This window comes from Nonomuraea sp. NPDC049607 (assembly GCF_040675375.1).
GTDB lineage: Bacteria > Actinomycetota > Actinomycetes > Streptosporangiales > Streptosporangiaceae > Nonomuraea.
On record NZ_JBFAOV010000017.1, the window covers coordinates 21,327 to 37,799 of the forward strand.

Consider the following 16,473-nt stretch of genomic DNA (forward strand, 5'->3'; position numbering starts at 1 on the left):
GGATAATACGCTGTACGCGGACCGGATCGATGGTCTAGTAATGGAACATGGGTCATATCGAGGTGAGCGGCGTGACGTACCTGCTGCCGGACGGGCGCCCGCTGCTGCTGGAGGCGTCGTTCAAGGTGGGCGACGGCGCCAAGGCGGCGCTGGTCGGCCCCAACGGCGCGGGCAAGACGACACTGCTCCGGCTGATCGCGGGCGACCTGCGCCCCGACGACGGGCGGGTCACCACCGGTGGCGGCGTCGGGGTGATGCGGCAGTTCCTCGGCACCGGCAGCGTGCGCGACCTGCTGCTGGGCGTCGCGCCCCTACGGGTGCGGGAGGCCGCGGCCGAGCTGGAGCGCGCGGAGTCGGCGATCGGGCGGTGCGACGACGAGCCCCGGCAGCTCGCCTACGCCCAGGCCGTCGCCGACTTCGCCGACGCGGGCGGCTACGAGCTGGAGGTCGTGTGGGACGTGTGCGCGACCGAGGCGCTCGGGCTGCCGTACGAGCGGGTCGCCGGCCGGGGGCTGGACACGCTTTCCGGCGGCGAGCAGAAACGGCTGATGCTGGAGGCGCTGCTGCGCGGCCCCGACGAGATCCTGCTGCTCGACGAGCCGGACAACTACCTGGACGTGCCGGCCAAGCAGTGGCTGGAGCGGGCGGTCAGGAGCTCGGCCAAGACGGTGCTGCTGGTCTCGCACGACCGTCGGCTGCTGGCCGAGGCGGCCGGCCGCGTCGTCACGGTGGAGGGGCGCGAGGTGTGGGTGCACGGCGGCGGCTTCGCCGGTTACGCCGAGGCCCGCAGACGGCGCGGCGAGCGTCTGGAGGAGCGGCGGCGGCGCTGGGAGGACGAGCGGGGCCGGCTGCGCCGGCTGGTGCACGTCCTGCGGCAGCGGTCGGCGAACAACGACGCGCTCGCCGGGGCCTACCGGTCGGCGGTGTCCCGGCTGGAGCGCTTCGAGCGGGCGGGGCCGCCGAGCCGGCCGCCCAAGGAGCAGAACGTACGGATGCGGCTGCGCGGCGGGCGTACCGGGAAACGGGCCGTGACGTGCGCGGACCTGGAGCTGACCGGGCTGGTGCGGCCCTTCTCCACCGAGGTCGCCTACGGCGAGCGGGTCGGCGTGCTGGGCCTGAACGGCACCGGCAAGAGCCACTTCCTGCGCCTGCTGGCCGGCGAGCCCGTCGCGCACACCGGCGTGGCCCGGCTGGGCGCCCGCGTCGTCCCCGGCCACTTCGCCCAGACCCACCTGCGGCCCGACCTGCACGGACGGCCCGTCGCCGAGCTGGTCACCGAGACGTTCGCGCTGACCAGGAACGAGGCCATGGCCGCGCTGGCCCGCTACGAGCTGGCGCCGGCCGGCGGGCAGCGGTTCGAGACGTTGTCGGGCGGCCAGCAGGCCCGGCTGCAGATCCTGCTGCTGGAGTTGTCGGGGGCGACGCTGCTGCTGCTCGACGAGCCGACCGACAACCTCGACCTGGCCAGCGCGCAGGCGTTGCAGGAGGGGCTGGACGGCTTCGCGGGCACGGTGCTGGCGGTCACGCACGACCGCTGGTTCGCCGACGACCTGGACCGCCACCTGATCTTCGGCGCGGACGGCGTGGTGCGGGAGAGCCCCGAACCCCGCTGGGACCTCTAGCTGGAGGCGGCCACGCCGCGCTCGCGGCGCAGCGTGGAGACCGTCATCGTCTCGTCGACCGCCTCGGGCGAGAGCACGTGGTCGAGAACCATCACCGCGCAGCCGCTGATGCCCGCCCCCGCGCCGAGCCGGCTCGGCTCGATGCGCAGCCGCCGGGTCGCCAGGGCGGTGGAACGCCGGTAGACGACCTCGCGGATGCTCGACACCAGCGGGCCGAACGCCTCGGCCATGTCGCCGCCGAGCACCACGACCGACGGGTTGAGGATGTTGACCGCCCCGGCCAGCACCTCGCCGATGCGGCGGCCGGCCGTGCGGACCGTGGCCATCGTCTCGGCGTCGCCCGCGCGCACCAGCGCGGTCACGTCGGCGATGGTCACGACGTTCTTGCCCGCCTCGCGCAGGTCGCGCAGCAGCGCGGTGCCACTGGCGACGGAGTCGACGCAGTCGGTGTTGCCGCAACGGCACAGCACGCCGCCGCCGTCGAGCACGGGGATGTGGCCGATCTCGCCGGCCGCCCCCATCGCGCCGCGCAGGATCTCGCCGCCGGCGATCACGCCCGCGCCGATCCGGGTGGAGACCTTCACGAACATCAGGTCGTCGAGGTCGGGGTAGGCGCCTCGGTGCTCGCCGATGGCCAGCACGTTGACGTCGTTGTCCACGAGCACCGGGACGGGGAACCGGTCGCGGATGATCGGCGGGATCACCACGCCGGTCCAGGAGGCCATCACCCGGGCGCTCTCCGTACGGCCCTGGGCGAACTCGACGGTGGCGGGCACGCCCATGCCGACACCCCTGACGCACGAGCGGGGGCGGTCGCCGAGCAGCTCGTCCCAGGTGTCCATGAGCAGCGGGAGCACGACGTCGGGGCCCTGCTCGACGTCGATGAAGAAGTCACGGCCGGCCAGCTCGCGCCCGGCCAGGTCGCAGACCGCGACCCGGGTGCGGCTCGCGCCCAGCGCGGCGACCAGGACGACGCCGCCGCCGGAGTTGAACTCCAGCCGGACCGGCGGCCGCCCGCCCGTGGAGGGCGCGTCGGTGCGCTCGACGACCAGGCCGCGTTCGAGCAGCTCGCCGACGCGCAGTTGCACCGCCGGACGCGACAGACCGGTCACCCGGCCGAGGTCGGCGCGCGTGACGGCCTCACCTGTGCGGATGAGGCGGAGCACCTCGCCACTCGTGGCGAGGGTCGCGGCGGTACGTCGAGGCATCGGCTAAGTGAATCACATGGGCTTCGGTAATGAAAGGTGAAGACTTTTTCATCTCAGATAGCAAAACCCTGCTTGTGTACGACCCGAACTCTCGTTAGTGTCCGTTCTGTCCTTCTTGGTAGATCAACGGAGCTTCGCCTTGTCCCCCCTCTCGACCGCCAGCCCCGCCCATACCGCCGATCTCGTCGTCTTCGGCGGCACCGGCGACCTGTCCATGCGCAAGCTGATCCCGGCGCTCTACCACAGCGACAGGGACGGCCGGCTGTCCCCCGAGACCCGCGTCATCGCCATGTCCCGGGGCGGGCTGACCGACGCCGACTTCCGCGGCAAGGTGGACGCCGAGGTACGCGACCAGGTCCCCGTGGACGACCCCGCCGTCTGGCAGCGCTTCCTCGGCCGCCTGCACCACGTCTCGGTGGACGTCGGCGGCGAGGACAAGTCCGGGTGGGGCGCGCTGACCAGGCTGCTGGCCGGTCACGAGCAGCGTGACCGGGTGTTCTACCTGGCCAGCCCGCCGATGACGTTCGGCCCCTTCTGCCGCGAGCTGGACGAGGCCGGCCTGGTCACGCCGCTCTCGCGGGTGGTGCTGGAGAAGCCGCTCGGACGCGACCTGCCCAGCGCGCAGCGGATCAACGACGAGGTCGGCGCCATCTTCGACGAGCGCCAGATCTTCCGCATCGACCACTACCTGGGCAAGGAGACGGTGCAGAACCTGCTGGTCCTGCGCTTCGCCAACGCCTTCCTCGAACCGATCTGGAACTCGCTGTGGATCGACCACGTCCAGATCACCGCCGCCGAGACCGTCGGCACGCCGGGACGGCGCGGCTACTACGACCACGCGGGCGCGCTGCGTGACATGGTGCAGAACCACCTGCTCCAGCTCCTCACGCTGACCGCGATGGAACCACCGTCCCGCAACGACCGCGAGTCCATCCGCGACGAGAAGGTCAAGGTGCTGCAGTCGCTGCGGCCGGTCGTCGGGACCGAGGTGGACCGTTTCACCGTGCGCGGCCAGTACACCGAGGCCGACGGCATGCCGTCCTACCTGGACGAGCCCGCCTCCACGCCGACGACCGAGGCCTCGCGGCGGGTGGAGACGTTCACCGCGATCCGGGCCGAGATCAAGAACTGGCGATGGGCCGGGGTGCCGTTCTACCTGCGGACCGGCAAGCGCATGCCGTACCGGCGGTCGGAGATCGTGGTGCAGTTCAAGGACGTGCCGCACTCCATCTTCCCCGGCGGCACGCCGAACCGCCTGGTGCTGCGGTTGCAGCCCGAGGAGGGCATCGAGCTGCACATCATGGCCAAGGAGCCGGGCGCGGGCGAGGTGACGCTGAAGCCGGTGCCGCTGTCGCTCAGCTTCGGCAAGACGTTCACGGCCCGGGTGCCGGAGGCGTACGAGCGGCTGCTGACCGACGTCCTGGCGGGCAACCCGACGCTGTTCATGCGGCGTGACGAGGTGGAGGCGGCCTGGCGTTGGATCGATCCGATCCTGGCCGCCTGGGAGTCCTCCGCCGATCTGCCCGAGCCCTACCCCGCAGGAACCACCGGCCCCGCCGGGGCCCACGAACTGCTCGGCCGCAGCGGTCGCGCCTGGCACGAGGAGGAAGACCTGTGAATTCCGTCATCCAGGAGATCACCGATCGGATCGCCGAGCGCAGCGCGGCCAGCCGTACCGCCTACCTGGCGCGCATCCGGCGCGACGGCGAGGCGGCGCGGGCCAAGGGCCCGGCGCGCGCCCACCTGGGCTGCGCGAACCTGGCCCACGGCTTCGCGGCCGCGCCCGAGGACGACAAGCTGATCCTGCGCGGCGCCGGAAGCGCCGGAAGCACGGCCAAGCCCGGCGTGGCGATCGTGACCAGCTACAACGACATGCTCTCGGCCCACCAGCCGTACGAGACCTACCCGCCGGAGCTGAAGGCGGCGGTGCGCAGGGCGGGCGGCGTGGCGCAGGTCGCCGGCGGCGTGCCCGCCATGTGCGACGGCATCACGCAGGGCCGCGCGGGCATGGAGCTGTCCCTCTACAGCCGCGACGTGATCGCCATGGCGGCCGCCATCGCGCTGTCGCACGACATGTTCGACGCGTCGCTGCTGCTGGGTGTCTGCGACAAGATCGTGCCGGGCCTGTTCATCGGGGCGCTGCACTTCGGGCACCTGCCGGCGATCTTCGTGCCGGCCGGGCCGATGACCTCCGGGCTGCCGAACAAGGTCAAGGCGCGCACCCGCCAGCTCTTCGCCGAGGGCAAGGTGGGACGGGCCGAGCTGCTGGACGCCGAGGCCAAGTCCTACCACTCCCCCGGCACCTGCACCTTCTACGGCACCGCCAACTCCAACCAGGCGCTGATGGAGGTCATGGGCCTGCACCTGCCCGGCTCGACGTTCGTCAACCCGCACACCGAGCTGCGCCACGCTCTCACCGAGGCGGCCGGCCGCCGCGCGGTGGAGATCACCGCGCACGGATCGGAGTACACGCCGATCGGCGAGCTGGTGGACGAGAAGTCCATCGTGAACGCGTGCGTGGCGCTGCTGGCCACCGGCGGCTCCACCAACCACACGCTGCACCTGGTCGCCATGGCCGCCGCCGCGGGCCTCGTGCTGACCTGGGACGACCTGGCCTGCCTGTCGCGCGTCGTGCCGTCGCTGACCAAGATCTACCCCAACGGACAGGCGGACGTGAACCACTTCCGCGACGCCGGCGGCATGCAGGTGCTCATCGGCGACCTGCTGGACGAGGGCCTGCTCCACGGCGACGTGCTGACCGTCGCCGGCCCCGGCCTCGACCGCTACCGCGAGGCGCCGTCCCTGGTGGACGGCGAGCTGGTGTGGGAGCCGGTCACGGGCGGCAGCAAGGACCTCGACGTGCTGCGTCCGGTCGCCGAGCCGTTCTCGGCCGACGGCGGGATCCACATGGTCGAGGGCAACCTCGGCCGGGCCGTCAGCAAGGTGTCGGCGGTCAAGGCCGAGCACCTGGTGATCGAGGCCCCGGCCAAGGTGTTCGACGACCAGCTCGACCTGCTGCGCGCCTTCGAGGCCGGCGAGCTGGACGGGCAGGACTTCGTGGCCGTCATCCGCTACCAGGGCCCCAGCGCCAACGGCATGCCTGAGCTGCACAAGCTCACGCCGCCGCTGGCCGTGCTGCTGGACCGGGGGCAGCGCGTGGCGATCGTCACCGACGGCCGCATGTCGGGCGCGTCGGGCAAGGTGCCCGCGGCCATCCACCTGTCGCCCGAGGCCGCCGACGGCGGGCCGATCGCGCTCGTCCGCGACGGCGACGTGGTCCGGCTCGACTCGGCCGCCGGCACGCTGGAGCTGCTGGTGCCCGCCGAGGAGCTGGCCCGGCGCACGCCCGAGGGCCGGCCGCTGAGCGACGCGGAGTGGGTCGGCACGGGACGCGAGCTGTTCGCCACGTTCCGCCGCATGGCCGGGCACGCCGAGCAGGGCGCGGGGATCTTCGGGGTGAGCGGCGCCGAGTCGCCCCACCACGGCCCCGGGCTGGGCTTCCCCGCCGAGGCGGGCGCCTCCCACCTGGAGACGGGCGCGCCCGTGGGCACGCGGGCCACCGGGCTGCGCCGGTGAGCGTTCGTGACATCCTTCCGGCGACGGCGTGCGATCCCGGTCGCGCCCTGAGCATCGGAGGTGTGAGATGAGTGCGTTCGACCTGCCCTGGCTGGTCGCCGACATCGGGGGGACCAACGCCCGGTTCGGGCTGGTCACCTCGCCGCAGGCCCGGCCGACGAACGTCGCGGTGCTGGCCGGCTCCGCCTACGCCACCCTGCCCGACGCCGTGGACGCCTACCTCGCCGAGCACGCGGGCGGGGCGCGTCCGGGCGCGGCCTGCCTGGCGCTGGCCGGGCCCATCGACGGCGACCGCTACCGGCTGACGAACTCGGCGTGGGCCGGGTCCGTCCGCGACCTGGGCATCCCGTACGCGGTGCTGCTCAACGACTTCGAGGCGCTGGCCGTGTCGCTGCCGCACCTGGAGGGCCCCGACCTGGTGTCCCTGGGCGGGCCCGAGCCCGGCGACGGCGTCAAGGCCGTGCTGGGCCCGGGGACCGGGCTCGGCGTCGGCGGGCTCGTGCCCACCGACCGGGGCTGGACGCCCGTCCCGGGCGAGGGCGGGCACGTCACGGTGCCGGTGATCGACCGGCGGGAGCTGGAGATCGTACGGGTGCTGCAGGCCGAGGGGCTGCCGCACGTCGTGGCCGAGCACCTGCTGTCCGGCCCCGGCCTGGTACGCCTGCACCGGGCGCTGGCCAAGGTCAACGGCGTGACCGCGCCCGACCTGAACGCCTCCGACATCGTGGCCCGGCTCGACGACTCGCTCTGCGCGGAGACCGTCGAGGTGTTCTGCGAGATGCTGGGCAGCTTCGCCGGGAACGTGGCCCTCACCCTGGGCGCCAGGGGTGGGGTGTACCTGGGCGGCGGGGTGCTGCCCCGTATCGTGGAACGGGTGCGGGCCAGCGGCTTCCGCGACCGGTTCATCGGCAACCCCGACATGTCCGGATACCTGGAGGCGATCGCCACCACGCTGATCGTCGCGCCCCAGCCGGCGCTCACCGGCGCGGCCGCCTGGCTGCGCCGGCGGGCCACCACCGAACTCGTGGGCTGAGGCCCACCCTGATCACCACTAGACGGCCGCGACCCCGGCCGATGAGGAGAAGACTCTCATGAGCTTGCTCGACCTCGCCCCCGTGATCCCCGTCGTGGTGATCGACGACGTGGCGACCGCCGTGCCGATGGCCGAGGCGCTCGTGGCGGGCGGACTGCCCGTCATCGAGGTGACGCTGCGCACGCCGGCCGCGCTCGGCGCGATCGAGCGGATCGCCGCGGAGGTGCCGGGGGCCACGGTCGGCGCGGGCACGATCCGCACCACCGCCGACATCTCGGCGGCCGTGGCGGCCGGGTCCCGGTTCCTGGTCTCGCCGGGCACGACGCTGTCGCTGGTGGAGGCGCTGGAGGCGAGCGGCGTGCCGTACCTGCCGGGCGCGGCCACCGTCTCGGAGGTGATGGCGCTGGCCGAGCGCGGCATCAAGGAGCTGAAGTTCTTCCCGGCCGAGGCGGCGGGCGGCGTGCCGTACCTGAAGTCGCTGGCCGGGCCGCTGCAGGACGTGCGCTTCTGCCCGACCGGCGGCATCCGGGCCGAGAGCGCCGCCGACTACCTGCGGCTGCCGAACGTCGGCTGCGTGGGCGGGAGCTGGCTCACCCCGGCCGACGTGCTGGCCGCGGGCGACTGGGCGCGGGTGGAGAAGCTGGCCGCCGACGCGGCGGCCCTGCGCCGGTAGGCCGCCCCTGTCGGAGGTCCTGGGCCTTGGCGTCCTCGTGCCGCGCCTGCTCGCACTCGGCGACGGGCGCGCGGGTGCGGCAGTCCTCGTAGACGGCGGTCGCGTGCCGGCAGATGTCGCCGCCCTCGGAGGTGAGGGTCCAGCCGTACCGGCAGAAGGCGTACTCCTCGATGCCTTCGACGCAGATGTGGCGGGCGATCTCCGTGCCCTCGACGGTCCGCGCCCGGCAGGCGTCATAGCCGGGGGCGGCGTCGCCGCAGAGCATCCCGCCGCCCCGCCGGACGCAGACGGTGTAGACCGCCGGGCGCTCGCACCGGCGGTCCGTCCCGCCGGCGAACCGGCAGTACAGGTACGCCCGCGCGGCGCTCTCCCCGTCCCGCGCGCACGTCCGCGTGTCGCGTACGACGACGTCGGCGCGACGGCAGTCCGCCAGGAACGCCCTCCGGTCATGCTGGACGGCCTCGCTGCCCCGGCAACGACGGCCGGTGAACCCGGCCTCCTCGCAGGCGTCGAGAAGGGCCCGTCCCCTCTCGCACCGCTTGGCGTCGGAGGTGTCCGCGCAGGACTCCAGCAGCTCCGGCGGCGGCTGCGTGGACCGGATCACGGGCACCGGTGTGCTCGTGGGGGCCGCCGTGTGGGCGGCTCGCGGGACGTCCCGTTCCGGGCCGTAGGCCAGCCAGAGCAGCCCTCCGACGAGCAGCACCGCCGTCAGCGCGACGGCGTACGCCCGCAGCGACATCCTGATGCCCCCTTCGCACGCCCATGCGCATATGCCGCACTTTTGGACTTATACCGCAGAACCACCGCCGACGTGGCCGTTTACGGGTAAGCCGAGATCATCAGCCTGCGCCGAACCGGGTATTCGGACGCGTGGCGGCGGGGTAGGGCAAGGAATGCCAAGCCGTAGCCCCGGGAAGCCCCATCCGCTCCTCGGAGAGCGAAAGGGACTGCCATGCCGCTGCAAACGGCCCGCCAGGAAGACCTCACGCGTCCGGTGACGCCGATCGGGAGCCTGGAGCGGGGCATCGACATCCTCCTCGCGCTGAGCGCCGCGCCCCGGCCGGTCAGCCTGGCCCAGCTCAGCCGGAGCACGGGCCTGCCCAAGTCCACGGCCCACCGCATCCTGGGTGTGTTGTGCGCCCGCGAACTGGCCCGGCGGGTGGGCACCGGCTACCTGCCCGGCCGGCAACTGGAGACCATGGCCGGCATCGCCAGGAGTCGCATCCCGGGGTCGCGCCGGGTGGTGCTGCCGTACCTGCTCTGCCTGCAGGAGACCACCCGGCAGACGGTCAACCTGGCCGTGACCGCCGGCCTGGAGGCCCGCTACGTCGAGCGCCTGTACGGTCACGACCGCGTCCGCTCCCGCTCCGACGGCACCGATCTCGCGCCGCTGCACTGCACGGCGACCGGCAAGGCGCTGCTGGCCTTCGACACCGGGCTGCGCGAGGAGGTGCTCGGGCGCGGCGGCTTCGAGCGGCTGACCCGTCGCACGATCACCGGGGTGGCCACGCTGGAACGGGAACTGGCCCAGGTCCGCCGCTACGGCGTGGCCTATGCCCAGGAGGAGTACACCGAGGGCGTGTCGTGCGTGGCCGCGCCGGTGTTCGGGCCCGGCGGCGGCGTGTGCATGTCGGTGGGGGTGGCGGCGCCCGCGCCGTCCGCGCCGCTGGCCCGGCTGGGCCTCACCGTACGCGGCGCGGCACAGGCGATCTCGGCCGCGCTGGTGGTGGCCTGAGGTGTTCCGGCTTCTGGAACGCTCCATATGGCGCGGCCCGAAAACGTTCCGCCCAGCGAGACCCCCGCTTGCGCGACCGGCGGACGGGCGATCGCATGAGCCCATGAACCACCTTCCCGCTCCGGCCGCCGAGGAGGCGCCCGCGGCCCGGCGAGGTCAGGCCCCGACGCCCCTGGGCACGGGCCCCGGGGAGGGCACGCGTGCCTAGAGGCCTGCACAGGGCCACCGTGCTGGAGAGCCTGCGCCTGGCCGCCGCCCTCCTGCCGCCGGGCACGCCGCACGCGACGGCCGGGCTCGACCTGCTGCGCTCCCGCTCCCTGCTGACCGGCCTGCACGTGCGGTACGGCGGCCGTCCCGTGCTCGTCCGCGGCCCGCGCCGCACGGCTCTGGTGGTGCTGTCCCGCCGCGACGCCGAGCGCGTGCTGTCGGAGCCCGCCTTCGTCCCCGCCGTGCGCACGCGGGCCGCCGGGCTGCCCTACGACGTGCTGCGACCGACGTTCGCCGAGGTCGCGCGCGAGGAGGCGGCGGCGCTGACGGCGGGCGTGATCGACTACGCCCGGCTGGAGGGCTGCTGGCAACGCGTGGCCCGGCGCTGCGTCTACGGCGCGGGCGCCGCCGGCGACGAGGAGCTGAGCGCGCTGCTCGCCCAGGTCAGGCGGGCGGGCAGAGGCCGGGCCAGACGCCGCCAGGAGATTCTGTCCGGCCGCTACGACGCCCGCATCCTCGACCACCTGCGCCGCGCCGAGCCCGGCACCCTCGCCGGCCTGCTGGCCGAGACCAGCGGCCCGGAGGCGCGCGGCCTGCGGCAGGCGGCGTTCTGGCTGCTCGGCTTCAGCGTCACCGCCGCGAGCCTCATGCGCACCCTCGCGCTGCTGGCCACCTACCCCGCCCAGCGCAAGTGCGCCCGCGCCGACCCCGACTACCTGCGCGCCTGCCTGCGCGAGGGCCTGCGCCTGTGGCCGCCGGTCCCGGCCCTGTCCCGGGTCACCACCGAGGAGACCGACTGGTACGGCGTCCCGGTGCCCGCCGGCACCCACGTCATCCTCCCCTTCGCCCCCCACCAGCGCAGCCCCCGCCTCCACTACGCCGACTCCTTCGCCCCCGAGATCTGGCTCGACGGCACCGCCGCCGACGAATGGTGGGCCCTGCCGCGCTGCGACGGCGTGCACCTGATGCTCGGCGTCGGCACGGCCTTCCTGGGCGGAATCCTGGCCGCGGCACGCCCCAAGGCGTCCGGCCGGCCGCTGTCGCCGCACCGCCCGCTGCCCCCGGCGCTCAACGCCGCGCGACTGCGGGTGGCGATGCGTCCCCTGACGCGGCGTGCGGGCCAGAGCTGACCGGTCTTCGTCGCCACCGGGCCTCGGCTTCTCCGTTAGAGTCTGGGGGAGAAAAAGGCGTACCGGCGGGAGAAACGGTTCGGTTTGCGACGGGATGACGACGGCGAGAGGACGGCGACCGTGGGGCGCTCGGCAGGCACTCCGCTGGAGCCTGAGGATCCGCCGGCGATCGGCCCCTACGAGCTGGTGAGCCGTCTCGGCTCGGGTGGCATGGGCACCGTCTACCTCGCCAGGGGCGCCGACGGGGTCAAGGTCGCGCTCAAGGCCATCAGGCGGGACTTCACGGCCGACCCGGTCTACCGGGCGCGCTTCCACGAAGAGGTGTCCAACGCGCGCAAGGTGGCCTCGTTCTGCACCGCGCGGGTGCTCGACCACGGCGAGGACCGCGGGGTGCTCTACCTGGTCACCGAGTACATCGACGGCATCTCGCTGGAGAACCAGCTGATCGAGCACGGCGCGCTGCCGCCGTCCGTGCTGCACTCGGCGGCCGTGGGCGTGGCGGCGGCGCTGACCGCCATCCACGCCGCGGGGCTGGTCCACCGCGACCTCAAGCCGGCCAACGTCATGCTGACGCTGGCCGGGCCGCGGGTGATCGACTTCGGCCTGGCGCGTTCCACGCACGTCGCGTCCCGGCACACGAACGCCGGCATGGTGATGGGCACGCCCGGGTGGATCGCTCCCGAGCAGGTCTTCGAGGGGCACACGAGCCCGGCCGGCGACGTGTTCGCCTGGGGGTCGCTGATCGCGTACGCGGGGCTCGGCGGGCACCCGTTCGGCGAGGGGGACGCGTACGTGATGGCGGCGCGGGCCCGTACCGCGCCGCCGGACCTGCGCGGGCTGCCCGCGCCCCTCGACCGGCTGGTCGCGGCGGCCATCCACCCCGACCCGGCGCGCCGGCCCGCGGCCAAGCAGCTCCTGCTGGAACTGGTGGGGGCGGCCGACGAGCCCGCGGCCCAACTGGCGGCCACCGAACACCTGACCAACGCGTGGAACCCCTCGGAGTTCCGGCCGCTCGGCCCCATGACCCCACCCGCCGAACGCACCGGCCCCCGGCCCCCGATTCCCCCGGCGACCGGCTCCCGCCCCCCGATGCCGCCCCCGGCCGAACGCACGGGCCCCCGCCCGCCGATGCCCCCCTCCACCGAGCGCACAGGATCCCGCGCCCCGATGCCACCTGCCGCCGAACGCACAGCATCCGGCGCTCCCATGCCACCCATGCCTGAACGCGCAGCGTCCGGCGCTCCGATGCCACCCGGAGCTGAACGCACACTGTCCGGCGGCCCGATGCCGCCCATGCCTGAACGCACGGCGTCCGGCGGCCCGATGCCGCCTGCGGCGTTCGGGGGGCCGGTGCCGCCCGCCGAGCGCACCGGCCCGCGCCCGCCGATGCCCGCCCCAGCGGACTACCCGGGGCCGGGCGCACCTCAGACTCCGTCCGCCGCCGACCACGCCGGGCCGCCCCACGCTGCCCAGATGCCCTCTCCGGCCGAGCTCACGGGCCCGCGTCCGCCCCAGATGCCTTCCCCGGCAGAACGCACCGGCCCGCGCCCGCCGCAGATGCCCTCCGCAGCCGAGCGCACGGGCCCCCGCCCGCCGCAGATGCCCTCCGCGGCGGAACGCACCGGTCCGCGCCCGCCCATGCCCGCCCCGACGGAGCATCCCGGTCCACGCGCGCCACAGATGCCGCCCCCCGTGGACCGGACCGGCAACATCCCGCTCCCCCACCACCAGACCACCGGCCAGGGCCCTCTACCGCCGCACACCACGGGCCAGGGCCCGCTCCCCGGGTACGTGCCCCCGCGCCCCAAACGCGGCGTGTTCACCGGCTGCGTGACCGTCCTGGTGATCGCGATCGTCCTGCTCGTGGTGCTGCTGGCCGCCCTCGCCTGGATCTTCCGCTCCCCCGCCATGGGCGCGGACGGCCCGGTACAGGACGGCAAGCTGAAGTTCGCGGTAACCGGCACAAAGTGCCCCAAGCCCGCGAAGTCGGCCTCCCGCCGGACCTGCCAGATCACGGTGAAGGTGAACAACGTCGGCCCCGACGCCCGCGTCCTCCAACCCGGCCAGCAGAAGCTGATCGACGCGGACGAGGCCCTGCACGGCGGGAGCAAACTCCTCGACAAGAGCGGCACCGAGATCACCCCGGTCCGCATCGCCCCCGGCCAGTCCTTCACCGGCACGCTGGAGTTCGACCTGCCGAAGAGCGCCGAGCCGGCGGGCCTTGAAGTACACGACTCGGGACAGAGCGCCGGAGCCCGAGTAGCCCTGGACTGAGCCAGAAATCCCCGGGGCGACCGCTCTCTGCCGCCGCCGCGCCGCATGATTTCGACGGAAAGGCCTCGACGTCGACCTTCCAGCGACTACCCATGCCGACCGACGCCATCCGGCTGGAAGGCTCAGCGATCCGCCGATGGATCGCTCGCCAGAAGCGCCCCCTTCCATCGATCCGGCACGAGGAGACATGAGCCGCGACGTCGCCATCCACCTGGAGCTCGCACACGACATCGATTTCATGGACGTCCTCGATCGGCTCGCCCGGATGGGGTGGGAGCTGCTGCGCGAAGAAGACGCCATCTGGTACATGACCGACTACGACTGGAAAATCCTGCCGCTGGACGGCCTGGACGAGGTGAAACGCGACATGCGCACCTCCTACGAGGCCGGAGAGGCGGTAGGCATCACCAGCAGGCTGCCCGATGGGAAGACCTTCGCGAACGTGCTGTTCCACGAGGAAAGGACATCGGTCTCCCTGCTCCCTCTGCTGGACTACCGCACCATCGCGCACATGCCGGAGTTCGTCGACCTGGGCTGGTATCTCGAAACGTTCCTGACGGCCTGCAGAGACCTGCCCATCGTACGAACAGAAGCCAGCGACCAGCGGTGACACCGTCAGCCGCGCCGGAGAGGCCCCCGCCAACCTTCGCCTGCCCAAAAGGTTGAGCGATTGGTGGTGGGATGGCGGCGCGATCGAGGACATTGGGCTTTCGACCACGGGCGTGGCCCGTTCTGATGAAGGTCAGGTCGCCGCCACCTCAGAACCCCTGCTCCGCCGAGACCACACCCTCCAGCGGAGCGCCGTCGGCGAGGTGGCGCACGTTCGCGGCCACCCGTTCGGCCAGGCCACGCCAGTAGGACGACGGCGGGTTCGCGGTGTGCGGCGTGATCAGGACGTTCTCCATGTGCCACAACGGGTGCCCGGACGGCAGCGGCTCGGGATCGGTGACGTCCAGCGCGGCACCGCCGATCCGCCCATCGCGCAGCGCCGCCACCAGGTCATCGGTCACGACGAGCGCGCCGCGTGCGATGTTGACCAGCCAGGCGTCCGTACGCATCAGGTCAAGCTCGGGAGCGCCGATGATGCCCTTGGTGCTCGGCGTGGTGGCCGCCGCGAGGACGACGTACGCCGCCTCCGGCAGCGCCTCCCGATATCGGGCACGAGGCAGGATGCGGTGTGCACCGGGCGCCCAGCCACTGTCGGTGACCGCGACCACCGGGCAGCCGAACGGCTCCAGCATCCTGATGATCGCCCGCCCGATACCTCCACAGCCGATGATCGCGACCGTCGAGCCGGCGAACTCCTTCGACTCGTTCCTCCCCCACTCGGTGGCCCTGGCCAGTCGGGGCAGGTTGCGGGCCGCGGCCAGCATGAGGGCCAGTGCGTGCTCGGCGACGGGCACGCCATAGGAGCCGGTGGCGGCGGTGAAGACAGGCGCCTCGGTGATCACTCCCGCCGCGGCGTACCGCTCGACACCCGCCGCCGGCAGCTGCACCCACCGGATGCCGTCATGGATCATGGATCGCAGCTCCTCGGGGCCGCCGCGCCCGTAGTAGACGATCGCCTCCGCCTCCTCCAGCGGCACGACACTGCCACCCGACCGCCGTACGGCGTCGACCAGCACAGGCACCGGCTCAGGGCCGACATGGACGGCGACGCTCATCGGGGAACCTCCGTGACGTGCTCTCTGCTGTTCTCCAGGATCTGCTCGACCTCGGCGCGGGCACGTCCGATGATGTCCGCCGCGGCCTGCGCGGCCTCGGCCGCCCGCCCGGCGGCGACCGCCTCGGCGATCTCGTGGTGGAGTCCGATGGCGGTCGTCTCCAGGCGCTCGGGCAGGAGCAGCAGCTCTCGCCTGGCTTCGAGCAGCACCTCGGTCACCTCGGCGAGCTGAGCGAACATGCCGTTGCCCGACGCGGTCAGCAGCACCCGGTGGAAGGCCGCGTCGGCCGTGACGTAGGCCGGGCTGTCACCGGCGCGGGCGGCGGCGTCCATGGCGTGGGCGTGGGCGGCCAGTTCGTCCCGCACGCGGGGGTCGGGTTTCGCCGCGGCCAGCGCGGCGGCGGCGGGCTCGATGGCGGCGCGCAGCTCGGCCAGCTCACGCAGCTGCACCTCACGCCCGGGCGAGGCCAGCCGCCAGCGGATCACCTGGGGGTCATAAAGGTTCCAGGCGCTCATCGGCCGCACGGTGACGCCGACACGAGGACGGCTGGTGACCACGCGTTTCGACTCCAGCACGCGGACGGCCTCCCGTGCGACGGTCCGGGAGACTCCGTACCGCTCCTGGACGTCCTCCAGTCGCAGCACCTCCCCCGCGCGGATCTCCCCGCCCGCCAGTGACCTGCCGACCGCGTCGAGCACCTGCCCGTGCAGGCCCCGTAGCGTCTCCACACTCATCGGGCCCGTCCAAGCCCCGCCAGCAGCGCCGCCACCCGCTCGCTTGCGGCACGCGGGCCGCCCGAGGTCAGCGCCGAGCCCATGCCACAGGCCACGGCACCGGCCGCGATCCACTCGGGAGCGTCGTCGATGGTCACGCCGCCGGTGGGGATCGCGGGCAGCTGCGGCAGAGCGGCCCGCACGTCCCGCAGCCAGGACGGCGACACCGCCGACGCCGGGAAGATCTTGACCGCGTCCGCCCCCTCTTCCAGGGCACGGACGATCTCCGTCGGGGTGGTCACGCCCGGGAAGACCGGCACGCCGTAGCGGTGCCCGGCACGGATCACGTCGGTCCGCAGGCCGGGCGAGACCAGGAACCGCGCGCCCGCCTCCACGGCGGCCCTGGCGGCGGCCTCGTCGAGTACGGTCCCCGCCCCGACCAGCGCGTCGGGGCGCTGCTCGGTGAGCCGGGCCACGGCGCTGAGGGCGCGGGGCGTGGTGAGCGCGACCTCGACGGCACGCAGCCCGGCGTCCAGCACGGCCTCGGCCGCCGTCAGCGCCGCCTCGGGCGCGGCGGCCCGGACGATGCCGAACACGCGTTGCTCCGTGACGGCCTGGACGATCTCCCAGCGGTACAT

Annotated in this window: 14 protein-coding genes; 9 read left to right on the forward strand and 5 right to left on the reverse strand. The window is 73.5% G+C overall.

The window, feature by feature from the left end:
* Positions 1 to 47 precede the first annotated feature (47 nt).
* Entirely contained in the window at positions 48 to 1,622 is a 1,575-nt protein-coding gene (locus AB0J97_RS29555) for an ATP-binding cassette domain-containing protein (protein WP_364094354.1), read from the forward strand.
* Here the strand turns inward: AB0J97_RS29555 and AB0J97_RS29560 are convergent.
* Complete coding sequence (locus AB0J97_RS29560; protein WP_364094357.1) at positions 1,619 to 2,830, reverse strand: ROK family transcriptional regulator; 1,212 nt, start codon at positions 2,828 to 2,830, stop codon at positions 1,619 to 1,621. The two genes, AB0J97_RS29555 and AB0J97_RS29560, sit on opposite strands and share 4 nt — an antisense overlap.
* Positions 2,831 to 2,969: 139 nt before the next feature.
* Here AB0J97_RS29560 and zwf point away from each other — a divergent pair, with 139 nt between their 5' ends.
* The 4 genes from zwf to eda all read left to right on the forward strand — a co-directional run bounded on the left by zwf (position 2,970) and on the right by eda (position 8,112).
* Positions 2,970 to 4,448 (forward strand): glucose-6-phosphate dehydrogenase, encoded by a 1,479-nt coding sequence (zwf, locus tag AB0J97_RS29565; protein WP_364094360.1) that lies wholly within the window; start codon positions 2,970 to 2,972, stop codon positions 4,446 to 4,448.
* Positions 4,445 to 6,406, forward strand: a complete 1,962-nt coding sequence (gene edd / locus AB0J97_RS29570) for a phosphogluconate dehydratase (RefSeq protein ID WP_364094363.1) — start codon at positions 4,445 to 4,447, stop codon at positions 6,404 to 6,406. The genes zwf and edd overlap by 4 nt, the downstream gene beginning before the upstream one ends.
* A 67-nt stretch (positions 6,407 to 6,473) precedes the next feature.
* Positions 6,474 to 7,439 (forward strand): glucokinase, encoded by a 966-nt coding sequence (locus AB0J97_RS29575; RefSeq protein WP_364094366.1) that lies wholly within the window; start codon positions 6,474 to 6,476, stop codon positions 7,437 to 7,439.
* Positions 7,440 to 7,497: 58 nt separating this feature from the next.
* Positions 7,498 to 8,112, forward strand: a complete 615-nt coding sequence (eda, locus tag AB0J97_RS29580; RefSeq protein WP_364094369.1) for a bifunctional 4-hydroxy-2-oxoglutarate aldolase/2-dehydro-3-deoxy-phosphogluconate aldolase — start codon at positions 7,498 to 7,500, stop codon at positions 8,110 to 8,112.
* Here eda and AB0J97_RS29585 read toward each other — a convergent pair.
* Entirely contained in the window at positions 8,030 to 8,851 is an 822-nt protein-coding gene (locus AB0J97_RS29585; RefSeq protein WP_364094372.1) for a hypothetical protein, read from the reverse strand. The two genes, eda and AB0J97_RS29585, sit on opposite strands and share 83 nt — an antisense overlap.
* 213 nt (positions 8,852 to 9,064) lie before the next feature.
* On the opposite strand from AB0J97_RS29585, the gene AB0J97_RS29590 reads away from it, so the two are divergent.
* From AB0J97_RS29590 to AB0J97_RS29605, 4 genes are all read left to right on the forward strand, one after another.
* Positions 9,065 to 9,847: an IclR family transcriptional regulator gene (locus AB0J97_RS29590; RefSeq protein ID WP_357695961.1), complete on the forward strand. Its 783-nt coding sequence runs from the start codon at positions 9,065 to 9,067 to the stop codon at positions 9,845 to 9,847.
* Positions 9,848 to 10,047: 200 nt separating this feature from the next.
* On the forward strand, positions 10,048 to 11,184 hold the full coding sequence (locus AB0J97_RS29595) for a cytochrome P450 (protein ID WP_364094375.1): 1,137 nt from the start codon (positions 10,048 to 10,050) through the stop codon (positions 11,182 to 11,184).
* Between the two features lie 120 nt (positions 11,185 to 11,304).
* Positions 11,305 to 13,458: a protein kinase gene (locus AB0J97_RS29600; protein WP_364094378.1), complete on the forward strand. Its 2,154-nt coding sequence runs from the start codon at positions 11,305 to 11,307 to the stop codon at positions 13,456 to 13,458.
* A 187-nt stretch (positions 13,459 to 13,645) separates the two neighbouring features.
* The gene (locus AB0J97_RS29605; protein ID WP_364094381.1) at positions 13,646 to 14,068 is read left to right on the forward strand and encodes a hypothetical protein; all 423 of its coding nucleotides are present in this window, start codon (positions 13,646 to 13,648) and stop codon (positions 14,066 to 14,068) included.
* A 148-nt stretch (positions 14,069 to 14,216) separates the two neighbouring features.
* On the opposite strand, the gene AB0J97_RS29610 is transcribed toward AB0J97_RS29605, so the two are convergent.
* The 3 genes from AB0J97_RS29610 to AB0J97_RS29620 are packed head-to-tail and all read right to left on the reverse strand — an operon-like array spanning position 14,217 to position 16,473.
* Positions 14,217 to 15,122, reverse strand: coding sequence for an NAD(P)-dependent oxidoreductase (locus tag AB0J97_RS29610; RefSeq protein ID WP_364094384.1), 906 nt, complete (start codon positions 15,120 to 15,122; stop codon positions 14,217 to 14,219).
* Positions 15,119 to 15,856 carry an FCD domain-containing protein gene (locus AB0J97_RS29615; protein WP_364094387.1) on the reverse strand — a complete coding sequence of 246 codons (738 nt, stop codon included), beginning with the start codon at positions 15,854 to 15,856 and terminating at the stop codon, positions 15,119 to 15,121. Before AB0J97_RS29615 ends, AB0J97_RS29610 begins: the two co-directional genes overlap by 4 nt.
* Positions 15,853 to 16,473 (reverse strand): bifunctional 4-hydroxy-2-oxoglutarate aldolase/2-dehydro-3-deoxy-phosphogluconate aldolase, encoded by a 621-nt coding sequence (locus AB0J97_RS29620; RefSeq protein ID WP_364094390.1) that lies wholly within the window; start codon positions 16,471 to 16,473, stop codon positions 15,853 to 15,855. The genes AB0J97_RS29615 and AB0J97_RS29620 overlap by 4 nt, the downstream gene beginning before the upstream one ends.